This is a genomic window from Hymenobacter chitinivorans DSM 11115 (genome assembly GCF_002797555.1).
In the GTDB taxonomy this organism is placed as follows: Bacteria; Bacteroidota; Bacteroidia; order Cytophagales; family Hymenobacteraceae; genus Hymenobacter; species Hymenobacter chitinivorans.
This window is the reverse complement of sequence record NZ_PGFA01000001.1, coordinates 2,045,927-2,067,952: the sequence shown is the minus strand read 5'-3', so window position 1 is coordinate 2,067,952 and position 22,026 is coordinate 2,045,927. Positions and strand designations below refer to the sequence as shown.

The window sequence follows — 22,026 nt, the reverse complement described above, 5'->3', positions numbered from 1 at the left end:
TTGGAATGGAAGGTGAAAGAAGAAAACAAATCCTCTTCTCAGCAGTTGTCAAAGGTTGGAAGTTGCTAGGAAGGTGATTTGCGGATTTGTACGCGGGCCTTTGCAAAAGGATATATCGGGATTCAAAAATTTAATTAATTGTAGTCCGGTTGAGCTTAAAAAGTGCTTTCCTGCGCAGGAAACTCACTTTTACCCCTTGCCATATTTTTTTAACCCGACCCGGGGTTTCCTATTTTTTGCATTGGGCTGCCCGCTATTTCAGGTTAGCTTTGCGCCACCTTTCCTGGTCTGCGGGCCGGATACAGTCCGCATTTTCTCTCCCACCCTCCTTTTCTGCTCTACATGATGAATGTTGCCGTTATTGGCTCGGGTACGATGGGCAATGGTATTGCCCACGTATTTGCCCAGCATGGTTTTTCGGTTGCCCTGATTGACATTAACCAGCCCGCCCTGGACAAGGCCCTGGGCACGATTGGCAAGAACCTGGACCGGCAGGTGGCCAAAGGCGGCCTGACCGAGGACGACAAATCGGCCACCCTGGGCCGCATCACCACCTTTACCAGCCTGGCCGAGGGCGTCCGGAACGTGGAGCTGGTGGTGGAAGCCGCCACCGAAAACGTGGACCTCAAGCTGCAGATCTTCCGCGACCTGGACCAGCACGCCCCCGAAGGCACCATTCTGGCCTCGAATACGTCCTCGATTTCCATTACCAAGATTGCGGCCGTCACCAAGCGCGCCGACAAGGTCATCGGCATGCACTTCATGAACCCGGTGCCGGTGATGAAGCTGGTGGAGGTAATCCGGGGCTACGCTACTTCCGACGAGGTAACCACGCGCATCATGGACATTTCGCGGCAGCTGGGCAAGACGCCGACGGAGGTCAACGACTACCCCGGCTTCGTGGCCAACCGCATCCTGATGCCGATGATTAACGAGGCCATCATCACCCTGTTTGAGGGCGTGGCCGGCGTGGAGGAAATCGATACGGTGATGAAGCTGGGTATGGCCCACCCCATGGGTCCGCTGCAGCTGGCCGATTTTATCGGCCTCGACGTGTGCCTGGCCATTCTGCGGGTGCTGCACGAGGGCCTGGGCAACCCCAAGTACGCCCCCTGCCCGCTGCTGGTAAACATGGTGATGGCCGGCCGCCTGGGCGTGAAGTCGGGCGAAGGGTTCTACAGCTGGGGCCACGGCACCAAGGACCTCGTTGTGGCCGACCGGTTCAAGAAGTAAGCTTTGCACGCATTCGTAGCGCAAACGTTGTAATTCGCGCTGCCGTCTTTCCAAAGCCCCTCTCGTCAACTCGGGAGGGGCTTTTGCATGTATGTTTGGGCCTCTAGTCAAGGCGACAGGCACGTCCTGGTATGGTGAAGCCCGTGTCGCCTTGACCAGCGGCACTTTTACACATCTATAAATGCCTCTGGTCAAGGCGACACCGGCTTTTGGAATGTGTGCAGCCCCTCTGGGCAAGGCGACAGGCATTTTTGCAACTCTAGCAACGCCTCTGGACGAGACGACACGGCCTTTCGCACTTAGCAAAGCGCCCCTACGCAAGGCGGCACGCGCTTAGCCAAGAACGACCCTGTGGGTTCTACTAAAGACTACTAGTGCCCAGCTTGAAACCTTCGGCGGGGAAATTTGCTTATAGAGTATTGCAATATTTACGTTGAACTTTTGACCGAACGATAATGGAACAGGCCACATTTGGCGGCGGGTGCTTCTGGTGCACCGAAGCCGTTTTTCAGAACTTGAACGGGGTGCAGAAAGTGGTATCGGGCTACACCGGGGGGCGCATTGCCAACCCTACCTACAAGGAGGTGTGCAGCGGCCTGACCGGCCACAACGAAGTCATTCAGGTAACTTTCGACCCAGCCGTTATCAGCTACGAGGAGCTGCTGGAGGTGTTCTGGAAAACCCACGACCCGACGACCCTCAACCAGCAGGGCAACGACGTGGGCACCCAGTACCGCTCGGGAATTTATACCCACAACGCCCAGCAGCAGCAGCTGGCCGAGGCCTACAAGCAGAAGCTCAGCGCGGCCAACGCTTTTGACCGGCCCATCACCACCGAAATCGTGCCGCTCAAGGAGTTCTATCCCGCGGAGGACTACCACCAAAACTACTACAACCTGAACGGCTCGCAGCCCTACTGCCAGTTCGTGGTCAAGAGCAAGGTCGACAAGGTGAAAGCCGTGTTTGGCGACAAGCTCAAGAAATCGGTAGCGTAGCGCTTTTCGGCAAGCTCGACATAACAAAAGCACGGCCCGCGCCGTGCTTTTGTTGTTTCTACCCATTTTTTACGTCCGAGCTGTATGGCCAAGTCTAAGTCTGAATCGAAACCCAAGTACGTGATGCTCATCCACGGCGGGGCCGTGAACACCGACCCCTCCACGATTCCGCCCGAGAAGGAAGCGGCCCTGAAAGAGGGGCTGGAAGCGGCCTTGCAGGCCGGCTGGGAAATCCTGAACCGGGGCGGCACGGCCTTGGATGCCGTGGAGGCGGCCGTGATGACAATGGAAGACAACGAGCTGTTCAACGCCGGCCGTGGGGGCATGTTCAACATCAACGGCGAAGTGGAAACCGAGTCGTCGATTATGGACGGGGCCACGCTGCGGGGCGGGGCCGTGAGCGGGCTGAAGCTGGTGAAAAACCCGGTGCGCCTGGCCCGCCTGGTGATGGAGAAGTGCAAGCACTCCTTCCTGACGGCCGAGGGCGCCCACGAGTTTGCCCTCTCCCAGGGTCTAATGCTGCAGGACCCGAGCTACTTCAAAACCGACGAGCAGCGGGATGAGTGGCTCGAAATTATTCAGCAGGCCCAGGCCGAGCACGCCAACAAGCACGACACGGTGGGCGCCGTGGCCCTCGACCAGCACGGCAACGTGGCCGTGGCCACCTCCACCGGCGGCATCGAGGGCAAGCTGCGGGGCCGCGTCGGCGACAGTTGCATCTTCGGGGGCGGCTCCTACGCCAACAACGAGGTGTGCGCCGTGAGCAGCACCGGCGACGGGGAAATCATCATGCTGGCTGCCGTGGCCCACGAGGTCTACGCCCTGCGCAAGTACAAGAAGCTCTCCATCGACGAAGCCGCCCGCCAGGCCGTGGACATGTACGCCGACAAGCTGCAGGGCGACCGGGGCATCATCGCCGTGGCCCCCGACGGCAACATTGCTATGGAGTCGAATACCAACGTGTTCCGGCGCGCCTACCGCATTGAGGAAGAGGAGCCGTTTATCGACATCTGGATGGATAAGGAGTAGCGTGGTCAAGCCTTCGACTAGCTTCCTCCGTCCCAGCCTCCTCTTAGTTAGGAGTTGAATAAGATGCCCGACCAGCCCCAGCGGGGCGGCATATCGGTAGCTCTTAGGCATTGACGCAAACAAAAGCCCCAGCGGGGCGGCACGCACGGTTTCCCGGTTGTGCCGCCCCGCTGGGGCTTTGCTACGCTTTAGGCGCGTTATCTACCAATATGCCGCCCCGCTGGGGCTAACGCTCGGCAGTTCGCCACTTAGACTAGTTACTTACCTACACGCTCACGCCGAAGTCGCGCAGGGCGTCGTTCAACGAGGTTTTGAGGTCGGTGCTGGGCTTGCGCTGGCCGATGATCAGGGCGCAGGGCACCTGGTACTCGCCGGCGGGGAATTTCTTGGTGATGGAGCCCGGAATGACCACCGAGCGGGCCGGCACGAAGCCTTTGTACTCGACGGGCTCAGCCCCCGTCACGTCGATAATCTTGGTGCTGCCGGTGATGGTTACGCCCGCGCCAATAACGGCTTCCTTGCCCACGTGGCAGCCTTCCACCAGGATGCTGCGCGAGCCAATGAAGGCGCCGTCCTCGATGATAACCGGGGCAGCCTGCACGGGCTCCAGCACCCCGCCGATGCCCACGCCGCCACTCAAATGCACGCCGGCGCCAATCTGGGCGCAGGAGCCCACCGTAGCCCAGGTATCAACCATGGTACCCTCACCCACCCAGGCGCCGATGTTGACGTAGCTGGGCATCAGGATAACGCCCGGAGCCAGAAACGCGCCGTAGCGGGCCGTAGCCGGGGGCACCACGCGCACCCCCTGGCTGGCGTAGTCGGTCTTGAGGCGCATTTTGTCGCGGTACTCGAAGGGCTTCAGCTCGATGGTTTCCATCTGCTGAATGGGGAAATACAGGATAACGGCCTTTTTCACCCAGTCATTCACCTGCCACTGCCCGTCGGCAGTTGGCTCGGCCACGCGCAGGCGGCCCTTGTCGAGCTCCTCAATGACGGCGTGAATAGCCTCGGTGGTGGCGGGTTGCTGAAGGAGGCTGCGGTCGGCCCAGGCAGCTTCTATGGTTGCTTGCAGGTTGGTCATGCGAAAGAGTGCAAAAAATGTAGTGTGCAAAACTAGCAGCAAATAGGCCGAAACTGCTGCGGTACGACGGGAAAATCCGAATCCGGTAGTAATGGCCTCTTCCCAAACCTGGATTTAGCTCTCTGACGTCTATTCCCAAACTCCAACTTTGTTTCCGGGTTTTGGCATCTTTGCGGGCAGCAATGCAGCCGACCACCTTTCTTCTGGCCTCCGTCCTGAAACCCCTGGACGACACGCGCATGTACGGCAAGTTTGCCCGTACCCTCGTAGCCCGGGCCGGCGAGCAGCATACGGTGCACGTGGCCGGCCGCTGGGCCGCTGCTCCGGTAGATGCGCCAGGGGGTGTCCGGTTTCACTGCCTGCTGCAGGGCGGCCGCCTGAGCTGGCAGCGCCTCGGGGCCCAGGGCCGCTACTGGCGCCTGCTCCGGCAGGTGCAGCCCGATGTAGTACTGGTCCACGCCCCCGAGCTGCTGCCCCTGACCCTGCTCTGGCACGGGCTGAGCCCACGCAAACGGCAGTTTCTCTACGACGTGCGGGAAAACTACGCCCTCAACATTCGCAGCCAGCAGGTGTACCCGGCCTGGCTGCGGGGCCTGCTGGCCCGTTTGGTGCGCGGGCTGGAAACGGTGGCCGCCCGGCGGGCGGCGGGCCTTATGCTGGCCGAGCGCAGCTACACCGAGGAACTGCCCTTTGCCGAGCCGCAGCGCACGGTGGTGCTGGAAAACAAATTTGCGCCCGGGCCCGGCCAGACCAGCTACAGCTCTATCCGGCCGCTGCCCCCATTCGGCCAGGAGCTGCGGCTGCTGTACTCGGGCACTATTTCGGAGTTGAATGGGGTGTTCGAAGCCGTTGATTTCACCCTGCGCCTGCGTCAGCTCTGGCCCGCGGCCCACCTGACCATTATCGGATTTTGCCAGCGCCCCGAGCAACTCCAGCGCCTGCGCGCCGTCATTGCCGCCAACCCCGGCGCCGTCACCCTAATCGGGGGTGACGCGCTGGTGCCCCACGCCCGGGTGGTGGCCGAAATCGAGCAAAGCCACCTGGGCCTGCTGCCCTACCGGCCCCACCCCAGCACCTGGCGCTGCGTGCCCACCAAGCTGTTCGAATATTTGGCCAACGGCCTGCCGGTGCTGGTGCCCAACAATCCTCTGTGGGCCGATATTGTGCAGCGGCACCAGGCCGGCCTCGTCGTGAGCTTCGACGAAACGAAACTACCCACCGGCGTTGTTGAGGCCCTTGCCACCAGCTCTTTTTACCCGCAAGGCGTCCCGACAGAAGCTTTTTGGCCGGCCGAAGCCACAAAATTGTGGGCCCTGCTGGATACTATCCGGTAACTGTCGACCTTTGCCGGCCGTTAGCGCACATGAGGGCGGGTTTTTATTATCTTCGCCTCCTTTTTTCTCGCTCCGTTTTCCTCGAATATTCCCACTTCCCTGATATGAGCACCCTGCGTCATTCCGAAATTGCCGGCGTCGGCCACTACGTTCCCGCCCGCGTCGTCACCAATGCCGACATCACCGAACTCATGGAAACCACCGACGAGTGGATTCAGGAGCGCACTGGCATCAAGGAGCGGCGCTGGTTTGAGGAAGGCAAGGACACCACGGCCAACATGGGCGCCAACGCGGCCCGCAAGGCCCTGGAAATGGCCGGCCTGCAGCCCGACGACGTGCAGATGATTGTCTTTGCCACCTTGTCGCCCGACTACTTCTTCCCCGGCTCGGGCGTGCTGCTGCAGCGCGAACTGGGTATCAAGGACCCGATTCCGGCCTTCGACGTGCGCAACCAGTGCTCGGGCTTCGTGTACGCGCTGAGCATGGCCGACCAGTTCGTCAAAACCGGCATGTACGACACGGTGCTGGTCGTGGGCTCCGAAATCCACTCCTCGGGCCTCGATATCAGCACCCGCGGCCGGGCCGTCTCGGTTATCTTCGGCGACGGCGCCGGGGCGGTAGTGCTGCGCCCCAGCACCCGCGAGGGCCACGGCATTCTGAGCACCCACCTGCACTCCCAGGGCGAGCACGCCGAGGAGCTGATTGTGAAGGAACCCGGCTCGAACCGCAACAACCGCGTGCAGTACGTGGTGGACAATGAGCTGGACATGTATCCCTACATGAACGGCCAGAACGTGTTCAAGCACGCCGTGGTGCGCTTCCCCCAGGTTATCAAGGAGGCCCTCGACCAGAACGGCTACGAGTCCAAGGACATCGACATGCTGATTCCCCACCAGGCCAACCTGCGCATCACCCAGTTTGTGCAGCAGAAAATGGGCCTGACCGACGACAAGATCTACAGCAACATCCAGCGCTACGGCAACACCACCGCCGCCTCCGTCCCGATTGCGCTGAGCGAGGCCGTAGCCGAGGGCAAAATCAAGCGCGGCGACCTGGTCTGCCTGGCCGCCTTCGGCTCGGGCTTCACCTGGGCCTCGGCTTTGATTAAATGGTAAGCTGAACTCGGTAGCCTGCGGTTGGCAGTATTTCCAGTAGGCTCTTAAGCCAAGAAGAGGTGGCAGTCCACATTAGGCGGCCACCTCTTTTTTATTGGACATACTTCCCGGCCTGCTTGGGCCAACTTGCGTTCAGAATTCCTAGTTTTGGAGCTTAATACTCTCTTCTCTTGCCCAGCTACACCGAGGAAAACTACTTAAAGGCTATTTTCAAGCTGGCCGAAGCCGAGCCGGGTTCGGAAGTTAGCACCAACCGCATTGCCGAGGTGCTGCAGACCCGGGCCGCCTCCGTGACCGATATGCTGCGCCGCCTGGGTGAGAAAGGCCTGCTCAACTACACCCGCTACCGGGGCGTGTCGCTCACGCCGGAAGGGCGACGCCTGGCCCTGCTCACCATCCGCAAGCACCGGCTCTGGGAAGTATTTCTGGTGCAGAAGCTGGGCTTCAACTGGGACGAGGTGCACGAGGTGGCCGAGGAAATGGAGCATATCCAGTCCCCGCTGCTGGTGCGCCGCCTCGACGAGTTTCTGGGCTTCCCGCAAACCGACCCCCACGGCGACCCTATTCCCACCGAGGAAGGCGCCATTCTGCGCCCCCAAAACCGCCTCGTGGCCGACCTCTCCCCGGGCGACTCCGGTACTGTAGTGGCCGTCAAAAATACCTCGGCCTCCTTTCTGCAGTACCTGGACAAAGTGGGCCTGTGCCTGGGCGCCCAGCTTGAAGTGCTGGACAAAGTCAGCTTTGACAATTCTCTGGAAATCAAAGTCAACGACCAAAAGACAACCCTGATTTCCGCCGAGGTCAGCCGTAACCTGTTCGTGACCGGCTAAGCGCCAGCAGCGCGAAACGGGAGCTTCGCGTATCGTTGCCCACTGTTGCCGGGAGTCATCCTCCCACGGCCCGGATGCCGCCCGCGCTTCGCCCTACCTACCGGGTTGCGTACCTTTGCAGCTTCACTTCTTTGCTTGCCCGTGGCTCTTCCGCTTCCTCCCGCGCTTTCCGATACCATCGTTGCTCTCTCCACGCCGCCCGGTGCCGGCGCTATTGCTATGCTCCGCCTTTCCGGGCCCGAGGCCATTGCTATGGCCGATGCCGTGTTTGCCGGCAAGAAACTGCAGGACCAGCCCAGCCATACCCTGCACTTCGGCACCATTCGCGACGGGGCCCGCATCCTGGATGAAGTTGTGGTGTCGCTCTTCAAGGGGCCGCACTCCTACACCCGCGAGGATGTAGTCGAAATCAGCTGCCACGGCTCCGACTATATCGTGGAGCAAATCCTGACTTTGCTCACCCGCCGCGGGGCCCGCCTGGCCGAAGCCGGGGAGTTTACCAAGCGCGCCTTCCTGCACGGCGCCTTCGACTTGGCCCAGGCCGAAGCCGTAGCCGACCTGATTGCCGCCGACTCGGCCCTGTCCCACCAGGTAGCCCTGCAGCAAATGCGCGGCGGCTTTTCCCAGGAGCTGCGCGACCTGCGGGGCCGACTGGTGCAGTTTGCCGCGTTGCTGGAGTTGGAGCTCGACTTCGGCGAGGAAGACGTGGAGTTTGCCGACCGTACCGGCCTGGTCAAGTTGCTCACCGAAGTACAAACGCTGGTGCGCCGTCTGCTGCGCTCCTTTGAGTTGGGCAACGTTATCAAAAATGGCGTTACCACCGTCATTGCCGGCCGGCCCAACGCGGGCAAGTCGACGCTGCTTAATGCTCTGCTCAACGAGGAGCGGGCCATTGTCTCGGCCGTAGCCGGCACCACCCGCGACCTGATTGAGGACGAGGTCAGCATCGAGGGCATCCGCTTCCGCTTCGTGGACACGGCCGGCCTGCGCGACACCGCCGACGTAGTTGAGTCCATCGGCGTAGAGCGCACTAAGAAGCGCGTTACCCAGGCTGCTTTGCTGATATATCTGTTTGATATTACCAGCACTACCCCCACTGAGCTTGAAGCCGAGATTGAAGCCCTGAACCCCGGCCGCAGCATCCCGGTACTGGCCGTGGGCAACAAGCTCGACGTAGCCTCCGACCCCGAAATCGAGGCTTTCCGGCACCAGCCCGACGTGCTGCTCATTGCCGCCGCCCGCGGCGACGGCCTCGACGAGCTGCGCGAAGCCCTGCTGCTAAGAGTGCGCGGCGAAGGACTGGACCGGACCGGGCAGAGCACTATCGTGACCAACCTGCGCCACGCCCGCAGCCTGGAGCTCACCAACCAGGCCCTCGACGCCGTGCTGCTCGGCATAGAGGCCGGCACCGGCACCGAGCTGCTGGCCGCCGACTTGCGCCAAGCCCTAGCGGCCCTGGGCGAAATCACCGGTGAAATTTCCTCCGACGACCTGCTGACCAGCATCTTCACCCAGTTCTGCATCGGCAAATAAACCGGCGGCCTAGCGGTGTTGCTCGTACTGGTTGGGCGGCAGCGCGTGCCGCAGCGTTTGGAGCTGTTCGGTAGCCAAGGCCCCTGCTTCTGCCGCCTGTAGGGCCGCCCGGAGCTGTTCCTCGGTACGGATGCCCAGCACGGCAGAGGCCACAACCGGTTTGGCCAGCACGAAGCCCACGGCCACTTCGGCGGCGGAGCCGGCTTGTTCGGCTACTTGCCGCACGGCCTCAGCCGCCCGCTGTACCTCTGCCGCCGGGTAGTTCAGATACGGCTTGGCCGGTTTGCCCGCCAGCAGGCCTTGGGCGTAGCTGCCGCGGGCCAGCACGCTGATCTGGTGCTCGTGCAGCAGGGCCAGGCTGCTTTCCTCCGGCCGCCGGTCCAGCAGGCTGTACTGCATCATCACGCTGGCAATGCCAGATTTGCGCACGTACTCGCGAATCACGTTGGGCCGGATGGAGGAAATACCGTACGCGCGGATTTTGCCCTGCTCTTTCAGCAGCTCAAAGGCTTCAATAGTCTCGTCTATCGGGTCTTCCACAGTGCCGCCGTGGAGTTGGTACAGGTCGAGGTAGTCGGTTTGCAGGCGGCGCAGGCTGCGCTCCACGGCCTGCAAGATGTAGGCTTTGCGCGGGTTCCAGTCCCAGCCGCTGTCGTCGGGCCGCCACTGGTTACCAACTTTGGTGGCTAGTATCACCTCCTGCCGCCGGCCCCGCAATGCCTTGCCGACACTGACCTCATTCTCACCTTTGTCATAAAGGTCGGCAGTGTCAAGTAAGGTGATGCCCGCGTCCAGGGCGCGGTGCAGCAGCGTGGCGTTGGCCGCGTGGTCGGGGCCCAAGGACATGCAGCCGAAGCCGATGGCGCTGACCTGAATCCGGGATTTTCCCAACTGATTGTATTTCATACCGTATAGTTTGCTGCCCACTCGCCGGGACCGTTTTTCACTTCTATCCTACCGTTTCGGGGTGTTTGGGGTTTATTTTCCGGACTTTTCGGCTTAAAAATCAGCCGGCAACGCCGCTTCACAAGTAACTTTTCCTGAATAGTAGAAACTAACTCATCTTGAGCGTAATTTGCGCAGCGGCCCGCACTGAGCCGTCTTGTATCCAAACAACACCCTGGGGCAAGCTGTAGTATAGTGTTCCTCTCCCGCACTTTCTTAATCTTTAGTTTCGCCCCGCAACCACCTCTCTAACCCAGTCCTATGGCAGAGTCTGCTGAACTGATCCTCGACGGGAAGTCCTACTCCTTCCCCGTCACCGAGGGCACCGAACACGAAAAGGCAATTGATATTGCCAAGCTGCGTGACCAGACCGGTTACATCACTATCGATTCGGGCTACAAAAACACGGGAGCTACCAAAAGCGCCATTACGTTCCTCGACGGTGAGGAAGGCATTCTGCGCTACCGCGGCTATCCGATTGAGCAGCTGGCCGAGCAGTCCAGCTTCCTGGAAGTTGCCTACCTGCTGATCTACGGCACGCTGCCCACCCAGGCCGAGCTCGACAACTTCAGCCACCAGATTACCAAGCATACCCTCGTGCACGAGGACGTGCGCAAGATTTTTGACGGCTTCCCCTCGGCGGCCCACCCCATGGCCATCCTGAGCAGCCTGATCTGCGCGCTGACCGCCTTCTACCCCGAAAGCGTGTCGCCGGATCTGAGCAAGGAAGAAATTGACCTGAACGTGATTCGTCTCATGGCCAAGATTTCGACCATCGCCGCCTGGACCTACAAGAACAACATGGGTCACCCGCTGAACTATCCGCGCAACGACCTCGACTACTGCTCGAATTTCCTGTACATGATGTTCAGCTTCCCTACGGAGAAGTATGAAATCGACTCGCGCATCGTCTCGGCCCTCAACAAGCTGCTCATCCTGCACGCCGACCACGAGCAGAACTGCTCCACCTCGACCGTGCGCCTGGTAGGCTCGGCCAACGCTAGCCTGTACGGCTCGGTTTCGGCCGGTATCAACGCCCTGTGGGGTCCGCTGCACGGCGGCGCCAACCAGGAAGTACTGGAAATGCTGCAGGCCATTCAGAAGGACGGCGGCGACACGAGCAAGTTCATTGCCAAAGCCAAGGACAAGAACGACCCGTTCCGTCTGATGGGCTTCGGGCACCGCGTCTACAAGAACTTCGACCCCCGCGCCAAAATCATCAAGAAGGCCGCCGACGACGTGCTGTCGGCCCTCGGCATCAACGACCCCCTGCTCAAGATTGCGCAGGAGCTGGAGCAGGCTGCCCTCACCGATGAATACTTCATTGAGCGCAAGCTGTATCCGAACGTGGACTTCTACTCCGGCATTATCTACCGCGCCATCGGCATCCCGACCGAGATGTTCACGGTAATGTTTGCCCTGGGCCGCCTGCCCGGCTGGATTGCCCAGTGGAAAGAGATGCGCGAAAACAAGGAGCCCATCGGCCGGCCCCGGCAGGTGTACACCGGCGAGCTGGAGCGCGACTACGTCGGCATCGAGCAACGCTCGTAGTACTGCCTGCGTTTTGCTTACCAACAAAAAGACCCGCCTTGAGCGGGTCTTTTTTATGCGCGGCCTGGTCAGAGCCAAGCCCCAGATACATGCTATTTAGCGGCCATTAAAGGCCGTTACGTTCAGCTTAGACTGCGTATAAGCCGCCATCTGCCGGGGCCACAGGATAGCGGCCAAATCCCACTCGTAGCGCATCTGGACCTGGGACAGTTGCTCGTCCAAGGCGGGGGTGCCGTTGTAGCGGGCTTTAATGTCGGCTACTTCGCCGAGCATGCGCAGATTCAGCTGTTTTACTTTTAGATACTGCCCCTCGTCCAGCTTCGTGGTTTCGGACATGCGCCGGGTCAGCACGGCAGCCCGGCTTTTCAGCGACTCATCTCCATTACCGGCCTGAGCAGCCGAAGGAGCCATAAAACCGGCCAGCAGCAGGGCTGCTACGTAAATCTTTTTCATCACGGTGAGAATTGGTTGGGTTGGTGGAAAGGCAGGATAACGCATCAACCTAATCTACTGGCAGCCAGCCAATCAGGTTGATTTGATTATATAGTGAATGTACAAGTATTATCGGATAAAAACAATAAAATATAAATATTTTCTATGTCAGGTTATCCGCTTAGGAAGGGAGCTACTCGTTCTGCGTCCTAGTGTCGGGTGAGGCAGCCAGCATGCCAAAGCCTGCGGGCCGCAGGCTTTGGCATGAGAGATGATGCTATTTAGTGGCTCCTAAGGCCGTCATGCCCGAGCGGGCCTGCTGGTAGACGGCATACTGGGTAGGGCGCAGCAGGGAGGCTAGCTCGGCCTCGTAGCGCGTTTGGGCACCGGCCAGTTGCTGGTCCAGAATGGCAGGGTCAGCGGCGAAGCGGGTTTTAAGGTCATCAAGCTCGGTGAGCATACGCAGGTTGAGCTGCTTGACTTTCAAATACTGTCCCTCGTCCAGCTTGGTTTGCTGGGCCATAGTGCGCGTCAGCGTGGTGGCCCGGGCCTGAATGGCGGAAGGTCCGTCGGGGTCGTTGCCGGCAAAAGCTGCCGTTTGGGCACTCAACGCCAGCAGGGCGAAAAACTGGGCTTTTTTCATAACGGTGAAGGATGTGAGGTTAAAATGTGATTGTTGGTCAGAGTCGACTTCAAAAAAATGCCTTTGCTGCTTTCCGTTTGACGAATTAGGTCTGCAGGCCGGTTTTTCTGGAGAACGACCAAACATAGTTCTATTTATTTAATAATACAATGATTTTTTATAACTATTTTATTCAAACACTTTTACGAGTAATACCTAGCAAACTGATTATGAGCCTAATAATATTTCTATCAGGAAGGTATACTACAATAAAAAAACCTGACCGTTGCGGGCCAGGTTTGATTGTATTTTCTGCTGTCGAGCACTATAGGATTTTGAGTTCGATACGCCGGTTTTGCTGCCGATGGGCGTCGGTGTCGTTAGCTACCAGGGGTTTCGTTTCGCCATAGCCCTTGTAGCGCAGGCGGGTAGCCTTCACCCCGTGTTCCACCAGGTAGTTGTACACCGACCGGGCCCGGTTCTGGGAAAGAGTGATGTTATCCGCGTCGGCGCCCACATCGTCGGTGTGGCCCGATACTTCCACCTGCACGTCCTGGTACTGGCGCATGAACTGAATCAGGCGGTTGAGTTCGGTGCGGGAGGTGGGCTTAAGCTCGTACTCGTTGGTGTCGAAGAAGAGGTTGTTGAGCACAATGCTGCGGCCGGCCCGCACGGGTTCGAGGTAGATATCCAAAGTCAGCGGGTCGAAAGCACGCTTGTCAGAATAATCGAAGCTCAGGCTCTTCATCAGGTACTTATCGGCCACGGCGTACATGGCATACTGCCGGCCTTCGTTGAGCACCACGGTGTAGTCGCCGTTTTCCGAGTCGGAAGTTACATACTGGGTCAGCTCGTCGGTGAGCAGGTCGTAGAGCTGCACGTCGGCCTGAATGGGTTTTTTGGTAGTGGCGTCGAACACCCGGCCCTGGGTGTAGGTGCTGGTTTCGCGGGCTTTCACGGGCGGGGGCACTTCGAAGGCAAACAGCTCCACGGGCCGGTCCCGCTCGGCCTTCATGCCTACTTCCGGGGCCCGGGAGCGGCTGCAGAAGCCGCGGCGGTTATCGGAAGTGATAAACAGGGAAGCTTCGTTTTCGAAGGTATTCAGCGGGTAGCCCAGGTTCAGCGGGTCGCTCCACTTGTTGCCGGTTTGCAGCTCACAGCGGTATACATCCAGGCCGCCCATGCCCACCAGGCCGTCGGTGACGTAATACAGCGTGGTGCCGCTGGCGTGAATAAACGGGGCCATGTCCTTGCCCGGCGTGTTGACGGGCTCCCCCAGGTTTTTGGCCACGCTCCAGCTGCCGTTGTCCTGCAGCGTGGTTACGTAAAGGTCCTCCTGCCCTTTGCCCCCACGCCGGGTGGAAGTAAAGTATAACGTGCGCCCGTCGGCCGAGAGCGTGGGCTGGGAGTCCCACTCCACCGAATTCACGTTGCGGCCCAAGTTCTGGGGCTTGCTCCACGAGTTGCCGGTGCGGCGCGAGATGTACAGGTCGCAGTTGCCGACAGCATTGGGCCGGTCGCAGGAGGCAAAAACCAGGGTTTTGCCGTCACCCGAAATCGTGCCGGCGCCTTCGTTATAGCTGGTATTGATGGCCGGCGAAATCGGGACGGGGTTACTTAAGGAGCCGTCCTTGTTTTGCTTGGCAATGAACAGGTCCTCGTTGCTTTGCACCGTAGCCCGGGCCGTGTAGAGCAGGAAGCGGTTGTCGGCCGTTAGGGCGGGGAAATACTGGTAGCGGAAGGTGTTCATCGGCTCGGGCAGGCGCGTAGGCTCGATGCCGACGGGGTTAGCCATGGCCTTGACGGCAAACTCGCAGTTGAGCAGCTGCCGCTGGGCCCGGAATACGAAGCGCTGCCCCTTAGGCGCCGTTTTGACAAAGCGCTTGTAGTTGTCGCCGGCCGTAGTGTAGTCGCCAAAGCTCATGGCCAGGTCGGCCAGGGTGTAGTAGTCCAGGGAGCGGGCCGGGTCCAGGGGAATTTTGCTCAGCCCGTCGCGGTAGGCTTCGTAGGCCCCGCGGTTTTCGCCCATGGCCTTGAGCAAGGAGCCTTTCATAATGTAGGGCTCCCCCAACGACGGAAACTTCTGATTCAGCGTAGTCAGCGTTTCAATAGCCTTGTCGAACTGTCGTTCCTTGGCCTGGGCCTGCGCTTTATCGTACAGGTTTTTGGCCTTGGTGTTGGAGCTCGACAGCTTGTTCTGGCCCACTGCCCCAGTTGGCAGTAAGAAACCCAGACCAAATAGCAGCAAAAGGGGAATTGGTAGCAAACGGCGCATAGGGCAGGAAGCTACGGAATATCGAGGTATTTATGCGTCTGCAAGGACACCTGCCAGCGCGGATTTTCTTTTACGTAATCCACTATCAGCGGCATCATTTGGGGGGCTTTGCTCCACTCGGGCTGTAAGTACAGGCGGGTGTGCTCCCCCACGAGGGCCGCGTGCTGCTCGGCCCACTGAAAGTCGCTTTTGTTGAAGACGATAATCTTGAGCTCGTGGGCCTGTTGCAATACCGAGGGCAGCGGGGCTTTGAATTTCTTGGGCGAGACGCAGATCCAGTCCCACTCCCCGGTCAGGGGGTAAGCCCCCGAGGTTTCAATCCAGTTCTGGCAGCCGGCGGCGTGCAGCGCAGCTGTAAGCTGGGTCAAATCGTGCATCAGCGGCTCGCCGCCGGTGATGACCACGTTGCGGCCAGCATGGGCCGTAGCGGCGGCTACCATATCGGCAATGGTCACGCGCGGGTGGGCCTCGGCGTCCCACGACTCTTTCACGTCGCACCACACGCAGCCCACGTCGCAGCCGCCCAGGCGCAGGAAGTAGGCGGCGCGGCCGGTGTTGTAGCCTTCGCCCTGAATCGTGTAAAACTGCTCCATCAGGGGCAGGGCGGCCACCGCCGGCTCTGCGGCCAGGGGCGCCGACGTAAGTGGAAGTACGTGCAGCAAAACGAGAGAAAAATGGGTAAGTCCGGCCGCGGCCCGAGCGAGCAAAGCGCGTCAGCACCCTGCCCCTGAGCCGCAACCGGACCTCAAAAGTACGATAACCGCCTGTATTTCGAAAGGTTGGCAGCCTATTTCCCGCCTTTAGCGCGGGTACACCTCCCCTTTGGCCGCCCGCAGCGTGTTGAGCAGCAGCATGGCAATGGTCATGGGGCCCACGCCGCCGGGTACGGGCGTGATGTAGCTGGCTTTGGGCGCTACCTCCTCGAAGTTTACGTCGCCCCGCAGCGCCCAGCCGGCCTTCTTAGTGGCATCTTCCACGCGGGTGGTACCCACGTCGATAACCACGGCGCCGGGCTGCACCATATCGGCCGTCACGAAGCCGGGGCGGCCCAGGGCGGCCACCACGATGTCGGCGGTACGGGTAATTTCGGCCAGGTTCTGGGTGCGGGAGTGGCATAAAGTAACCGTGCAGTTACCGGGCTCCAAGTTCTTAGCCAGCAGTATACTAACCGGCGTACCCACAATGTTACTGCGCCCAATTACCACGCAGTGCTTGCCGTCGGTAACCAGCTCGTAGCGGCGGAGCAGCTCCACAATGCCCGAGGGCGTGGCGGGCAGCAGGGCCGGCAAACCGGCCACCATGCGGCCAATGTTCATGGGGTGAAAGCCGTCCACGTCCTTCTCGGGGCGAATGGCTTCAATGACCTTGTTGGGGTCGATGTGCTTGGGTAGGGGCAGCTGCACAATGAAGCCGTCGATCTGCTCGTCCTGGTTGAGCTCCTCGACCTTGGCCAGCAGCTCGGCTTCGGTAATGTCGTCTTCGTAGCGCAGCAGGGTGCTTTCGAAGCCGACCCGCTCGCAGGCCAGCACCTTGTTGCGGACGTAGGTTTCGGAGCCGCCGTCGTGGCCGACGAGGATGGCGGCCAAATGGGGTACTTTTTGGCCGGCGGCCTTGCGCTGGGCAACTTCGGCGGCAATTTCCACTTTGATGTCTTCGGCGGTCTGCTTGCCGTCGATGAGGCGGTAGGTGGCGGGGGCTTCAGGAGCAGTGGTCATGCTGGTTCTGGTTTTATCAGTGAAGGGTCAGTTTTTAGCGAGTTGCGGATTCCAGAGTCAGGGAATTATCAGTATTGACGCAGTAGTGACTTTGGCCCTGGTAGGTAACAAACCAGCTCGTATCAAAATCCTGGTGCGGCGAAAAGTCGTTGAGCAGGTGGAGCGCCTGCCCGTTGGAAAAACCAAGCGTCAGGTCAAACCATTCCGATACCTCTGCGACTTCTACCACCGAGCCTTCCAATGCCGCCAGGGCCGGCGCCAGTACCCCGTCGGAGTCGTCGTGCCAGCTGCACAATATGCCCTGGTCCGCGGCCACCAGGCGCCAGGCGCAGTACACCATCAGCGAGAATTCTCCCTGAGTGGTTTTGCCCGGCAGCGCGGCCCCAAACTCCAGAGTAAAAATGGAGCCCGGGCCGCTACCGGCCCGGCTGCGCCAGGCCCGCATCCCTACCATCTTGGCGCCCAGCTCCCGCAAAACAACCCTGGAAAGAGGAACAACAGGACCCATCAATAAGCTGGTTGAGTTATACTAATCCCTGGTCGGGGTTCGGAGTCGAGGGGTGAGCGGCCTGGTGCCGGGCAATGGCGGCAGCGCCTTCGGTCAGGATGGCCTGCTCCATCTGGGGCCAGTCGTCGCGCCACCGGAACTTACGCTCCTGGCCTTTGACAATTTTTTCCAGCTGAGCCTGGCTCGTGCAGTTCTTGGTGAGGGAAGTAGACATGGGATAAGGGGAAAGTCATACGACGCCTTTGCAAGAATGGTATGAGGTGAAAAATGAGGCAATGCGGGTAAAAAAAAACGCGGCTCGGGGGCCGCGTTTCTGAAATCAGTCGAGTTTGAGGACAGCCAAAAAGGCCTCTTGGGGAATTTCCACGGAGCCCACCGAGCGCATCCGCTTCTTGCCTTCCTTCTGCTTTTCGAGCAGCTTGCGCTTACGGCTGATGTCGCCGCCGTAGCACTTGGCAATTACGTTTTTGCGCAGGGCCTTCACCGTTTCGCGGGCAATGATTTTCTGCCCGATCGAGGCCTGAATGGCAATATCGAACATCTGGCGGGGCAGCAGCTCGCGCAGCTTCTCGCAGATGCGCTTGCCCCACTCGTACGACTTGGAGCGGTGCACGATGGCCGACAACGCATCGACTTTCTCGCCGTTGAGCATGATGTCGAGCTTGACCATGTCCGACTCGCGGAAGCCGATCAGCTCGTAGTCGAGCGAGGCGTAACCGCGGCTGATGGTTTTGAGCTTGTCGAAGAAGTCGAACACGATTTCGGACAAGGGCAGCTCGAAGTTCATTTCCACCCGGTCGGAGGTCAGGTAGCTCTGGCCCTTGATGATGCCGCGCTTCTCCATGCACAGGGTGATGATGGCGCCCACGTAGTCCGAAGCCGTGATGATCTGGGCTTTGATGTAGGGCTCCTCGATGTGCTTAATCAGGTTCGGCTCCGGCATTTCGGAGGGCGCATTGATGGTCAGCAGCTGGTCCTTGGTGCCGGTGGCGTGAAACTGCACGCTGGGCACGGTGGTAATGACCGTCATGTTGAACTCGCGCTCCAGGCGCTCCTGCACGATTTCCATGTGCAGCATGCCCAAAAAGCCGCAGCGGAAGCCGAAGCCCAGGGCCGCCGAGGTTTCGGGCTCCCACACCAGGGAGGCGTCGTTGAGCTGCAGCTTTTCCATGGAGGAGCGCAGCTCTTCGTACTCGGTGGTATCGACGGGGTAGATACCGGCAAATACCATCGGCTTCACGTCCTCGAAGCCCACAATGGCCTCCTGGGTGGGGCGGGCCACGTGGGTGATGGTGTCACCGACTTTTACTTCCCGGGCTTCTTTGATACCCGAAATGAGGTAGCCCACGTTGCCAGCCGCAATTTCCTGGCGGGGCTCCTGATTGAGCCCCAAAATGCCAATTTCGTCGGCGCCGTACTCTTTGCCGGTAGCCATGAAGCGGAGCTTGTCGCCCTTGCGCATGGTGCCGTTCTTGATGCGGAACAGCACCTCGATACCGCGGTAGGAGTTGAAGACCGAGTCAAAAATCAGGGCCTGCAGCGGAGCTTCCGGGTCGCCTTTGGGGGCCGGAATTCTGTCGCAGATGGCGTTCAGAATAGCCTCAATACCGATACCCGATTTGCCGGAGGCCGGAATGATTTCGTCCCGGTCGCAGCCGATCAGGTCCACGATTTCGTCGGACACCTCTTCCGGCATGGCGTGGGGCAAGTCGATTTTGTTGAGCACCGGAATGATGGTCAGATCGGAGCCGATGGCCAGGTAGAGGTTGGAAATCGTCTGGGCCTCAATCCCCTGCGAGGAGTCCACAATCAGCAAAGCGCCTTCGCAGGCGGCAATGGAGCGGGATACTTCGTAGCTAAAGTCGACGTGGCCGGGGGTGTCAATCAGATTGAGCGTGTACATCTCCCCTTTGTAGGGGTACTGCATCTGGATGGCGTGGCTCTTGATGGTGATGCCCCGCTCCCGCTCCAGATCCATGTTATCGAGCAGCTGGGCCTGCATGTCGCGCTTCGACACGGTGCTGGTGAATTCCAGGAGCCGGTCGGCCAGCGTGCTTTTGCCGTGGTCGATGTGGGCAATGATGCAGAAATTGCGAATGTTCTTCACTAGTGGCGTATTTTCAAAGACGAAGGTAGGCAAAACCGCCCGCAAATGCTATTCGGGGCCCGCAGTGGCCTGCGGGAAGACAACTTTAGAGTTAGTACTTTTAGTGCGAAGTAATCCGTTTTAGTTGCTCTTATGTCTGTTCCCGTTCTGTCTGTTAACCACAGCGCCTCCACCAAAATCAAGATTACGGCGCTCAATAGCACCATTATCTATATCCTGACCTATATGCTGGCCCAGGGCCTCTACCAGGCGGCCACCGTGCTCATGGCGCTGCGTCTAAGTATTCCCGGCACCTGGCACGTGAGCAGTATCAAGTTCAGCATTGCCGACCCGGAATGGTGGCGTTCCGGCGTGCTGGCCGTGTACGGCATCGGGCCGGCGGTGTGCGCGGTGGCGGCCATCGGGGCGGGGCTTTGGTTCTGGCACCGGGCCCGCCTGAAGCGGGGCGCATTTAAGCTGATTCTGTTCTGGTTTACGCTGCACGCCTGCAACCTGGTGCTAGGTGCCCTGGTAGCCGACACGTTCGAGGAAAACTGGGCCTGGTACATTCCCAGCTGGCTGTTTCTGGCTGGCAACGGTATCAATATCACCCTAGCCATCATAGCGGGCATCATGCAGGTGGGCTTTGGCTACTTCGCCGCCATTGGCTTTTTGCAGAGCCACGACTCGATTTCGCTGATGCGCTACGAAAACCGCCGCCGCCTGATTACCATGTGTCTGGTACTGCCCTGGCTAGCCGGCAGCCTGGTGGTGGCCTTGTTCAAGCTGCCCGAGCTGAGCGACAACGAGCTGGGGCATTTTCTGAGCATGGGTCTGCTCGTCGTGCCCATTGCCATCAAGAGCGCCCAGGATTTGTTCGAGTTTACGGTGCCCGAGCCCCGCAAAACCCGCCTCGACACCGACTTGCTCCTGCTCACCGGCGGGCTGTGCCTGGTTTGGTGGCTGGTATTGCGCACGGGGCTGCCTTTTTAGCCGGCAACCTTAACCTTATGGCCGGGGCGGGGTTGTTCTAGCTCAACCAACCTACCCCACTACGAATGAGTATTCTGCTCGAACAAGCCCAGGCCGCCGTGCGCGCCGCCCAGCAAAAATCCCTGGAAATGGGCGTTAAGATGAACATTGCCGTCGTCGATGCCGGGGCCAACCTCACCGCCTTTGCCCGCATGGACGGGGCCTGGCTCGGCTCCCTGGACATCTCCATCAAAAAGGCCAAAACGGCCCGCTTCTTTGACATGCCCACCGGCGAATTGGGGAAAATCTCCCAGCCCGGCGGCCCGCTCTTCAACATTGAGCACTCCAACGGTGGCCTGATTACCTTCCCCGGCGGCCTGCCCATTACCGACGCTAATGGCCAGGTAATCGGGGCCATCGGCGTCTCGGGCAGCACCGTGGAAGACGACCACGCCGTGGCCCAGGCCGGCCTGGCCGCCGTGCGCTAGGCTTCCTAGTAAGTATGATTTGGCAGCAGCCGGACTTCCACCAGGGAGTTCGGCTGTTTGTTTTTGGGGCAAGCTCCGCCTTAACGAAAGCTCGGCCGGCGCGTATGGCTGGGTATGTTCCGGGCCCGTGCCACGTGCCCCTACCCACCACCACCCCACACTAGAGCCATGAGCGTCAAACTAAATTCCGCCGCCGTTACCTACGCCAAGCAGCTGATCCGGGACGGTAAAATCAAGAACGATGAAGGCCACTGGGGCGAGCATAACCCCGACTCCTCGGCCGAAAACAAGTTCCTGGATAAGCACGAAATGCAGGAGTACGCCCAGTGGCACCTGGGCCAGGACGCCAGCCACGGCGAGGACAGCAAAGGCCGCTACAAGTTTCCCTACGGCGACTTCAAAACCGTGCACCGCGACGGGCTCATTGCCGCCAAGGAGCGGGCCGCCCAGCAAGGTTACCACGACATCGAAAAAGCCGCCGACGAGCTGCTCCAGGCCCTGGAGCAGCAAGCCGCGAAGTAGAACCCTTCTTTACGCTTTAGGCCCATAGCCGGACTGCTTTCGAGCAGTCCGGCTGTGTCGTTTTTGCGTATCTTGAAGCAGCTAATTCTCCTTGTATATGCGCCCCACCCTCACCGAAGACGTCATTACCCTGCGCAGCCCCCTACTGGCCCGCATGTCCGACGACGAGTTCTTCGAGTTCTGCCAGCAACACCCCGAGCTGCGCATCGAGCGCACGGCCGAGCGTGAAATCATGATTATGTCTCCTACTGGTAGCCGCTCCGGCAAACGCAACGCCCGCCTGAACGGGCAGCTCTACATCTGGTTTCACGCCAACCCTGCGCTAGGCGAAGTCTTCGACTCCAACACTGGCTTCACCCTGCCCGACGGCTCCGTGCTGTCGCCGGATGCTTCCTGGGTGTCGGCCACCAAGTGGAACGCCCTGACCACCGCGCAGCAGGACAAGTTTGCGCCCGTCTGCCCGGAGTTCGTGGTAGAGCTCCGCTCGGCTACCGATTCGCTGCGTACCCTGCAGGCCAAAATGCTCGACTGGCTCCGCAACGGTGCCCAGCTGGCCTGGCTGCTCGACCCCGACACCGAAACCACCTACCTCTACCGCCCCGGCCAGCCCGAGCCGGAAATAGTGCAGGGCTTCGATAATACCCTCTCCGGCGAAGCCGTGCTGCCCGGCTTCCGCCTGGAACTGCGGGAGCTGCGCTAACTTTTATACGATATAAGCTTCTGCTACTCCCCCGCCGGCAGTTTACCGGTTTCCGCC

22 protein-coding genes are annotated in these 22,026 nt (G+C 60.0%); 12 read left to right on the top strand and 10 right to left on the bottom strand.

The window, feature by feature from the left end:
• Positions 1-342 precede the first annotated feature (342 nt).
• The 3 genes from CLV45_RS08730 (at position 343) to CLV45_RS08720 (ending at position 3,257) form a co-directional block, all read left to right on the top strand.
• A complete protein-coding gene (locus CLV45_RS08730) occupies positions 343-1,233 on the top strand; it encodes a 3-hydroxyacyl-CoA dehydrogenase family protein (protein WP_100335973.1) in 891 nt (296 codons plus the stop codon).
• 455 nt (positions 1,234-1,688) lie between these two features.
• Entirely contained in the window at positions 1,689-2,228 is a 540-nt protein-coding gene (gene msrA, locus CLV45_RS08725) for a peptide-methionine (S)-S-oxide reductase MsrA (protein WP_100335972.1), read from the top strand.
• A gap of 84 nt (positions 2,229-2,312) precedes the next feature.
• Positions 2,313-3,257, top strand: coding sequence for an isoaspartyl peptidase/L-asparaginase family protein (locus CLV45_RS08720; protein WP_100335971.1), 945 nt, complete (start codon positions 2,313-2,315; stop codon positions 3,255-3,257).
• 265 nt (positions 3,258-3,522) lie between these two features.
• Here CLV45_RS08720 and CLV45_RS08715 read toward each other — a convergent pair whose 3' ends face one another.
• Positions 3,523-4,341, bottom strand: coding sequence for a 2,3,4,5-tetrahydropyridine-2,6-dicarboxylate N-succinyltransferase (locus CLV45_RS08715; protein WP_100335970.1), 819 nt, complete (start codon positions 4,339-4,341; stop codon positions 3,523-3,525).
• A gap of 182 nt (positions 4,342-4,523) precedes the next feature.
• On the opposite strand from CLV45_RS08715, the gene CLV45_RS08710 reads away from it, so the two are divergent.
• From CLV45_RS08710 to mnmE, 4 genes are all read left to right on the top strand, one after another.
• Positions 4,524-5,675, top strand: a complete 1,152-nt coding sequence (locus CLV45_RS08710) for a glycosyltransferase (RefSeq protein WP_100335969.1) — start codon at positions 4,524-4,526, stop codon at positions 5,673-5,675.
• Positions 5,676-5,779: 104 nt separating this feature from the next.
• Positions 5,780-6,790 (top strand): 3-oxoacyl-ACP synthase III family protein, encoded by a 1,011-nt coding sequence (locus CLV45_RS08705; protein ID WP_211289918.1) that lies wholly within the window; start codon positions 5,780-5,782, stop codon positions 6,788-6,790.
• Between the two features lie 170 nt (positions 6,791-6,960).
• The gene (locus tag CLV45_RS08700; protein ID WP_100335968.1) at positions 6,961-7,620 is read left to right on the top strand and encodes a metal-dependent transcriptional regulator; all 660 of its coding nucleotides are present in this window, start codon (positions 6,961-6,963) and stop codon (positions 7,618-7,620) included.
• 141 nt (positions 7,621-7,761) lie between these two features.
• Positions 7,762-9,153, top strand: a complete 1,392-nt coding sequence (gene mnmE, locus CLV45_RS08695) for a tRNA uridine-5-carboxymethylaminomethyl(34) synthesis GTPase MnmE (protein ID WP_100336996.1) — start codon at positions 7,762-7,764, stop codon at positions 9,151-9,153.
• Positions 9,154-9,162: 9 nt separating this feature from the next.
• On the opposite strand, the gene CLV45_RS08690 is transcribed toward mnmE, so the two are convergent.
• The gene (locus CLV45_RS08690) at positions 9,163-10,059 is read right to left on the bottom strand and encodes an aldo/keto reductase (RefSeq protein WP_100335967.1); all 897 of its coding nucleotides are present in this window, start codon (positions 10,057-10,059) and stop codon (positions 9,163-9,165) included.
• A gap of 300 nt (positions 10,060-10,359) precedes the next feature.
• Here CLV45_RS08690 and CLV45_RS08685 point away from each other — a divergent pair, with 300 nt between their 5' ends.
• Positions 10,360-11,649, top strand: a complete 1,290-nt coding sequence (locus tag CLV45_RS08685) for a citrate synthase (RefSeq protein WP_100335966.1) — start codon at positions 10,360-10,362, stop codon at positions 11,647-11,649.
• Between the two features lie 96 nt (positions 11,650-11,745).
• On the opposite strand, the gene CLV45_RS08680 is transcribed toward CLV45_RS08685, so the two are convergent.
• From CLV45_RS08680 to lepA, 8 genes are all read right to left on the bottom strand, one after another.
• Complete coding sequence (locus CLV45_RS08680; RefSeq protein WP_100335965.1) at positions 11,746-12,102, bottom strand: hypothetical protein; 357 nt, start codon at positions 12,100-12,102, stop codon at positions 11,746-11,748.
• Positions 12,103-12,358: 256 nt separating this feature from the next.
• A complete protein-coding gene (locus CLV45_RS08675) occupies positions 12,359-12,724 on the bottom strand; it encodes a hypothetical protein (RefSeq protein ID WP_100335964.1) in 366 nt (121 codons plus the stop codon).
• Between the two features lie 304 nt (positions 12,725-13,028).
• Positions 13,029-14,909: an OmpA family protein gene (locus CLV45_RS08670; protein WP_245882799.1), complete on the bottom strand. Its 1,881-nt coding sequence runs from the start codon at positions 14,907-14,909 to the stop codon at positions 13,029-13,031.
• A gap of 80 nt (positions 14,910-14,989) precedes the next feature.
• On the bottom strand, positions 14,990-15,640 hold the full coding sequence (locus tag CLV45_RS08665) for a 7-carboxy-7-deazaguanine synthase QueE (RefSeq protein ID WP_394338482.1): 651 nt from the start codon (positions 15,638-15,640) through the stop codon (positions 14,990-14,992).
• 138 nt (positions 15,641-15,778) lie between these two features.
• On the bottom strand, positions 15,779-16,693 hold the full coding sequence (locus tag CLV45_RS08660) for a bifunctional 5,10-methylenetetrahydrofolate dehydrogenase/5,10-methenyltetrahydrofolate cyclohydrolase (protein WP_100335963.1): 915 nt from the start codon (positions 16,691-16,693) through the stop codon (positions 15,779-15,781).
• A gap of 34 nt (positions 16,694-16,727) precedes the next feature.
• Positions 16,728-17,201, bottom strand: a complete 474-nt coding sequence (locus CLV45_RS08655) for a hypothetical protein (protein ID WP_157807378.1) — start codon at positions 17,199-17,201, stop codon at positions 16,728-16,730.
• A gap of 16 nt (positions 17,202-17,217) precedes the next feature.
• Complete coding sequence (locus CLV45_RS08650; protein ID WP_100335961.1) at positions 17,218-17,415, bottom strand: hypothetical protein; 198 nt, start codon at positions 17,413-17,415, stop codon at positions 17,218-17,220.
• A 105-nt stretch (positions 17,416-17,520) separates the two neighbouring features.
• Positions 17,521-19,308: a translation elongation factor 4 gene (lepA, locus tag CLV45_RS08645; RefSeq protein WP_100335960.1), complete on the bottom strand. Its 1,788-nt coding sequence runs from the start codon at positions 19,306-19,308 to the stop codon at positions 17,521-17,523.
• 132 nt (positions 19,309-19,440) lie between these two features.
• Here lepA and CLV45_RS08640 point away from each other — a divergent pair, with 132 nt between their 5' ends.
• From CLV45_RS08640 to CLV45_RS08625, 4 genes are all read left to right on the top strand, one after another.
• Entirely contained in the window at positions 19,441-20,280 is an 840-nt protein-coding gene (locus tag CLV45_RS08640; RefSeq protein WP_100335959.1) for a hypothetical protein, read from the top strand.
• 65 nt (positions 20,281-20,345) lie between these two features.
• Positions 20,346-20,747, top strand: a complete 402-nt coding sequence (locus CLV45_RS08635) for a GlcG/HbpS family heme-binding protein (protein WP_100335958.1) — start codon at positions 20,346-20,348, stop codon at positions 20,745-20,747.
• Positions 20,748-20,915: 168 nt separating this feature from the next.
• Positions 20,916-21,269, top strand: a complete 354-nt coding sequence (locus CLV45_RS08630; RefSeq protein WP_100335957.1) for a hypothetical protein — start codon at positions 20,916-20,918, stop codon at positions 21,267-21,269.
• A 97-nt stretch (positions 21,270-21,366) separates the two neighbouring features.
• On the top strand, positions 21,367-21,969 hold the full coding sequence (locus CLV45_RS08625; RefSeq protein WP_245882797.1) for a Uma2 family endonuclease: 603 nt from the start codon (positions 21,367-21,369) through the stop codon (positions 21,967-21,969).
• Positions 21,970-22,026: the final 57 nt, after the last annotated feature.

What these genes read in the sequence shown, in the direction of transcription:
- CLV45_RS08680 (WP_100335965.1), bottom strand. Translation starts at nt 12,102, where the DNA reads ATGAAAAAGATTTACGTAGCAGCCCTGCTGCTGGCCGGTTTTATGGCT.
- CLV45_RS08650 (WP_100335961.1), bottom strand. Translation starts at nt 17,415, where the DNA reads ATGTCTACTTCCCTCACCAAGAACTGCACGAGCCAGGCTCAGCTGGAA.
- CLV45_RS08705 (WP_211289918.1), top strand. Translation starts at nt 5,780, where the DNA reads ATGAGCACCCTGCGTCATTCCGAAATTGCCGGCGTCGGCCACTACGTT.
- CLV45_RS08625 (WP_245882797.1), top strand. Translation starts at nt 21,367, where the DNA reads ATGCGCCCCACCCTCACCGAAGACGTCATTACCCTGCGCAGCCCCCTA.
- CLV45_RS08640 (WP_100335959.1), top strand. Translation starts at nt 19,441, where the DNA reads ATGTCTGTTCCCGTTCTGTCTGTTAACCACAGCGCCTCCACCAAAATC.
- CLV45_RS08635 (WP_100335958.1), top strand. Translation starts at nt 20,346, where the DNA reads ATGAGTATTCTGCTCGAACAAGCCCAGGCCGCCGTGCGCGCCGCCCAG.
- msrA (WP_100335972.1), top strand. Translation starts at nt 1,689, where the DNA reads ATGGAACAGGCCACATTTGGCGGCGGGTGCTTCTGGTGCACCGAAGCC.
- CLV45_RS08710 (WP_100335969.1), top strand. Translation starts at nt 4,524, where the DNA reads ATGCAGCCGACCACCTTTCTTCTGGCCTCCGTCCTGAAACCCCTGGAC.
- CLV45_RS08655 (WP_157807378.1), bottom strand. Translation starts at nt 17,201, where the DNA reads ATGGGTCCTGTTGTTCCTCTTTCCAGGGTTGTTTTGCGGGAGCTGGGC.
- CLV45_RS08730 (WP_100335973.1), top strand. Translation starts at nt 343, where the DNA reads ATGATGAATGTTGCCGTTATTGGCTCGGGTACGATGGGCAATGGTATT.
- CLV45_RS08630 (WP_100335957.1), top strand. Translation starts at nt 20,916, where the DNA reads ATGAGCGTCAAACTAAATTCCGCCGCCGTTACCTACGCCAAGCAGCTG.
- CLV45_RS08660 (WP_100335963.1), bottom strand. Translation starts at nt 16,693, where the DNA reads ATGACCACTGCTCCTGAAGCCCCCGCCACCTACCGCCTCATCGACGGC.
- CLV45_RS08715 (WP_100335970.1), bottom strand. Translation starts at nt 4,341, where the DNA reads ATGACCAACCTGCAAGCAACCATAGAAGCTGCCTGGGCCGACCGCAGC.
- CLV45_RS08675 (WP_100335964.1), bottom strand. Translation starts at nt 12,724, where the DNA reads ATGAAAAAAGCCCAGTTTTTCGCCCTGCTGGCGTTGAGTGCCCAAACG.
- CLV45_RS08690 (WP_100335967.1), bottom strand. Translation starts at nt 10,059, where the DNA reads ATGAAATACAATCAGTTGGGAAAATCCCGGATTCAGGTCAGCGCCATC.
- CLV45_RS08685 (WP_100335966.1), top strand. Translation starts at nt 10,360, where the DNA reads ATGGCAGAGTCTGCTGAACTGATCCTCGACGGGAAGTCCTACTCCTTC.
- CLV45_RS08720 (WP_100335971.1), top strand. Translation starts at nt 2,313, where the DNA reads ATGGCCAAGTCTAAGTCTGAATCGAAACCCAAGTACGTGATGCTCATC.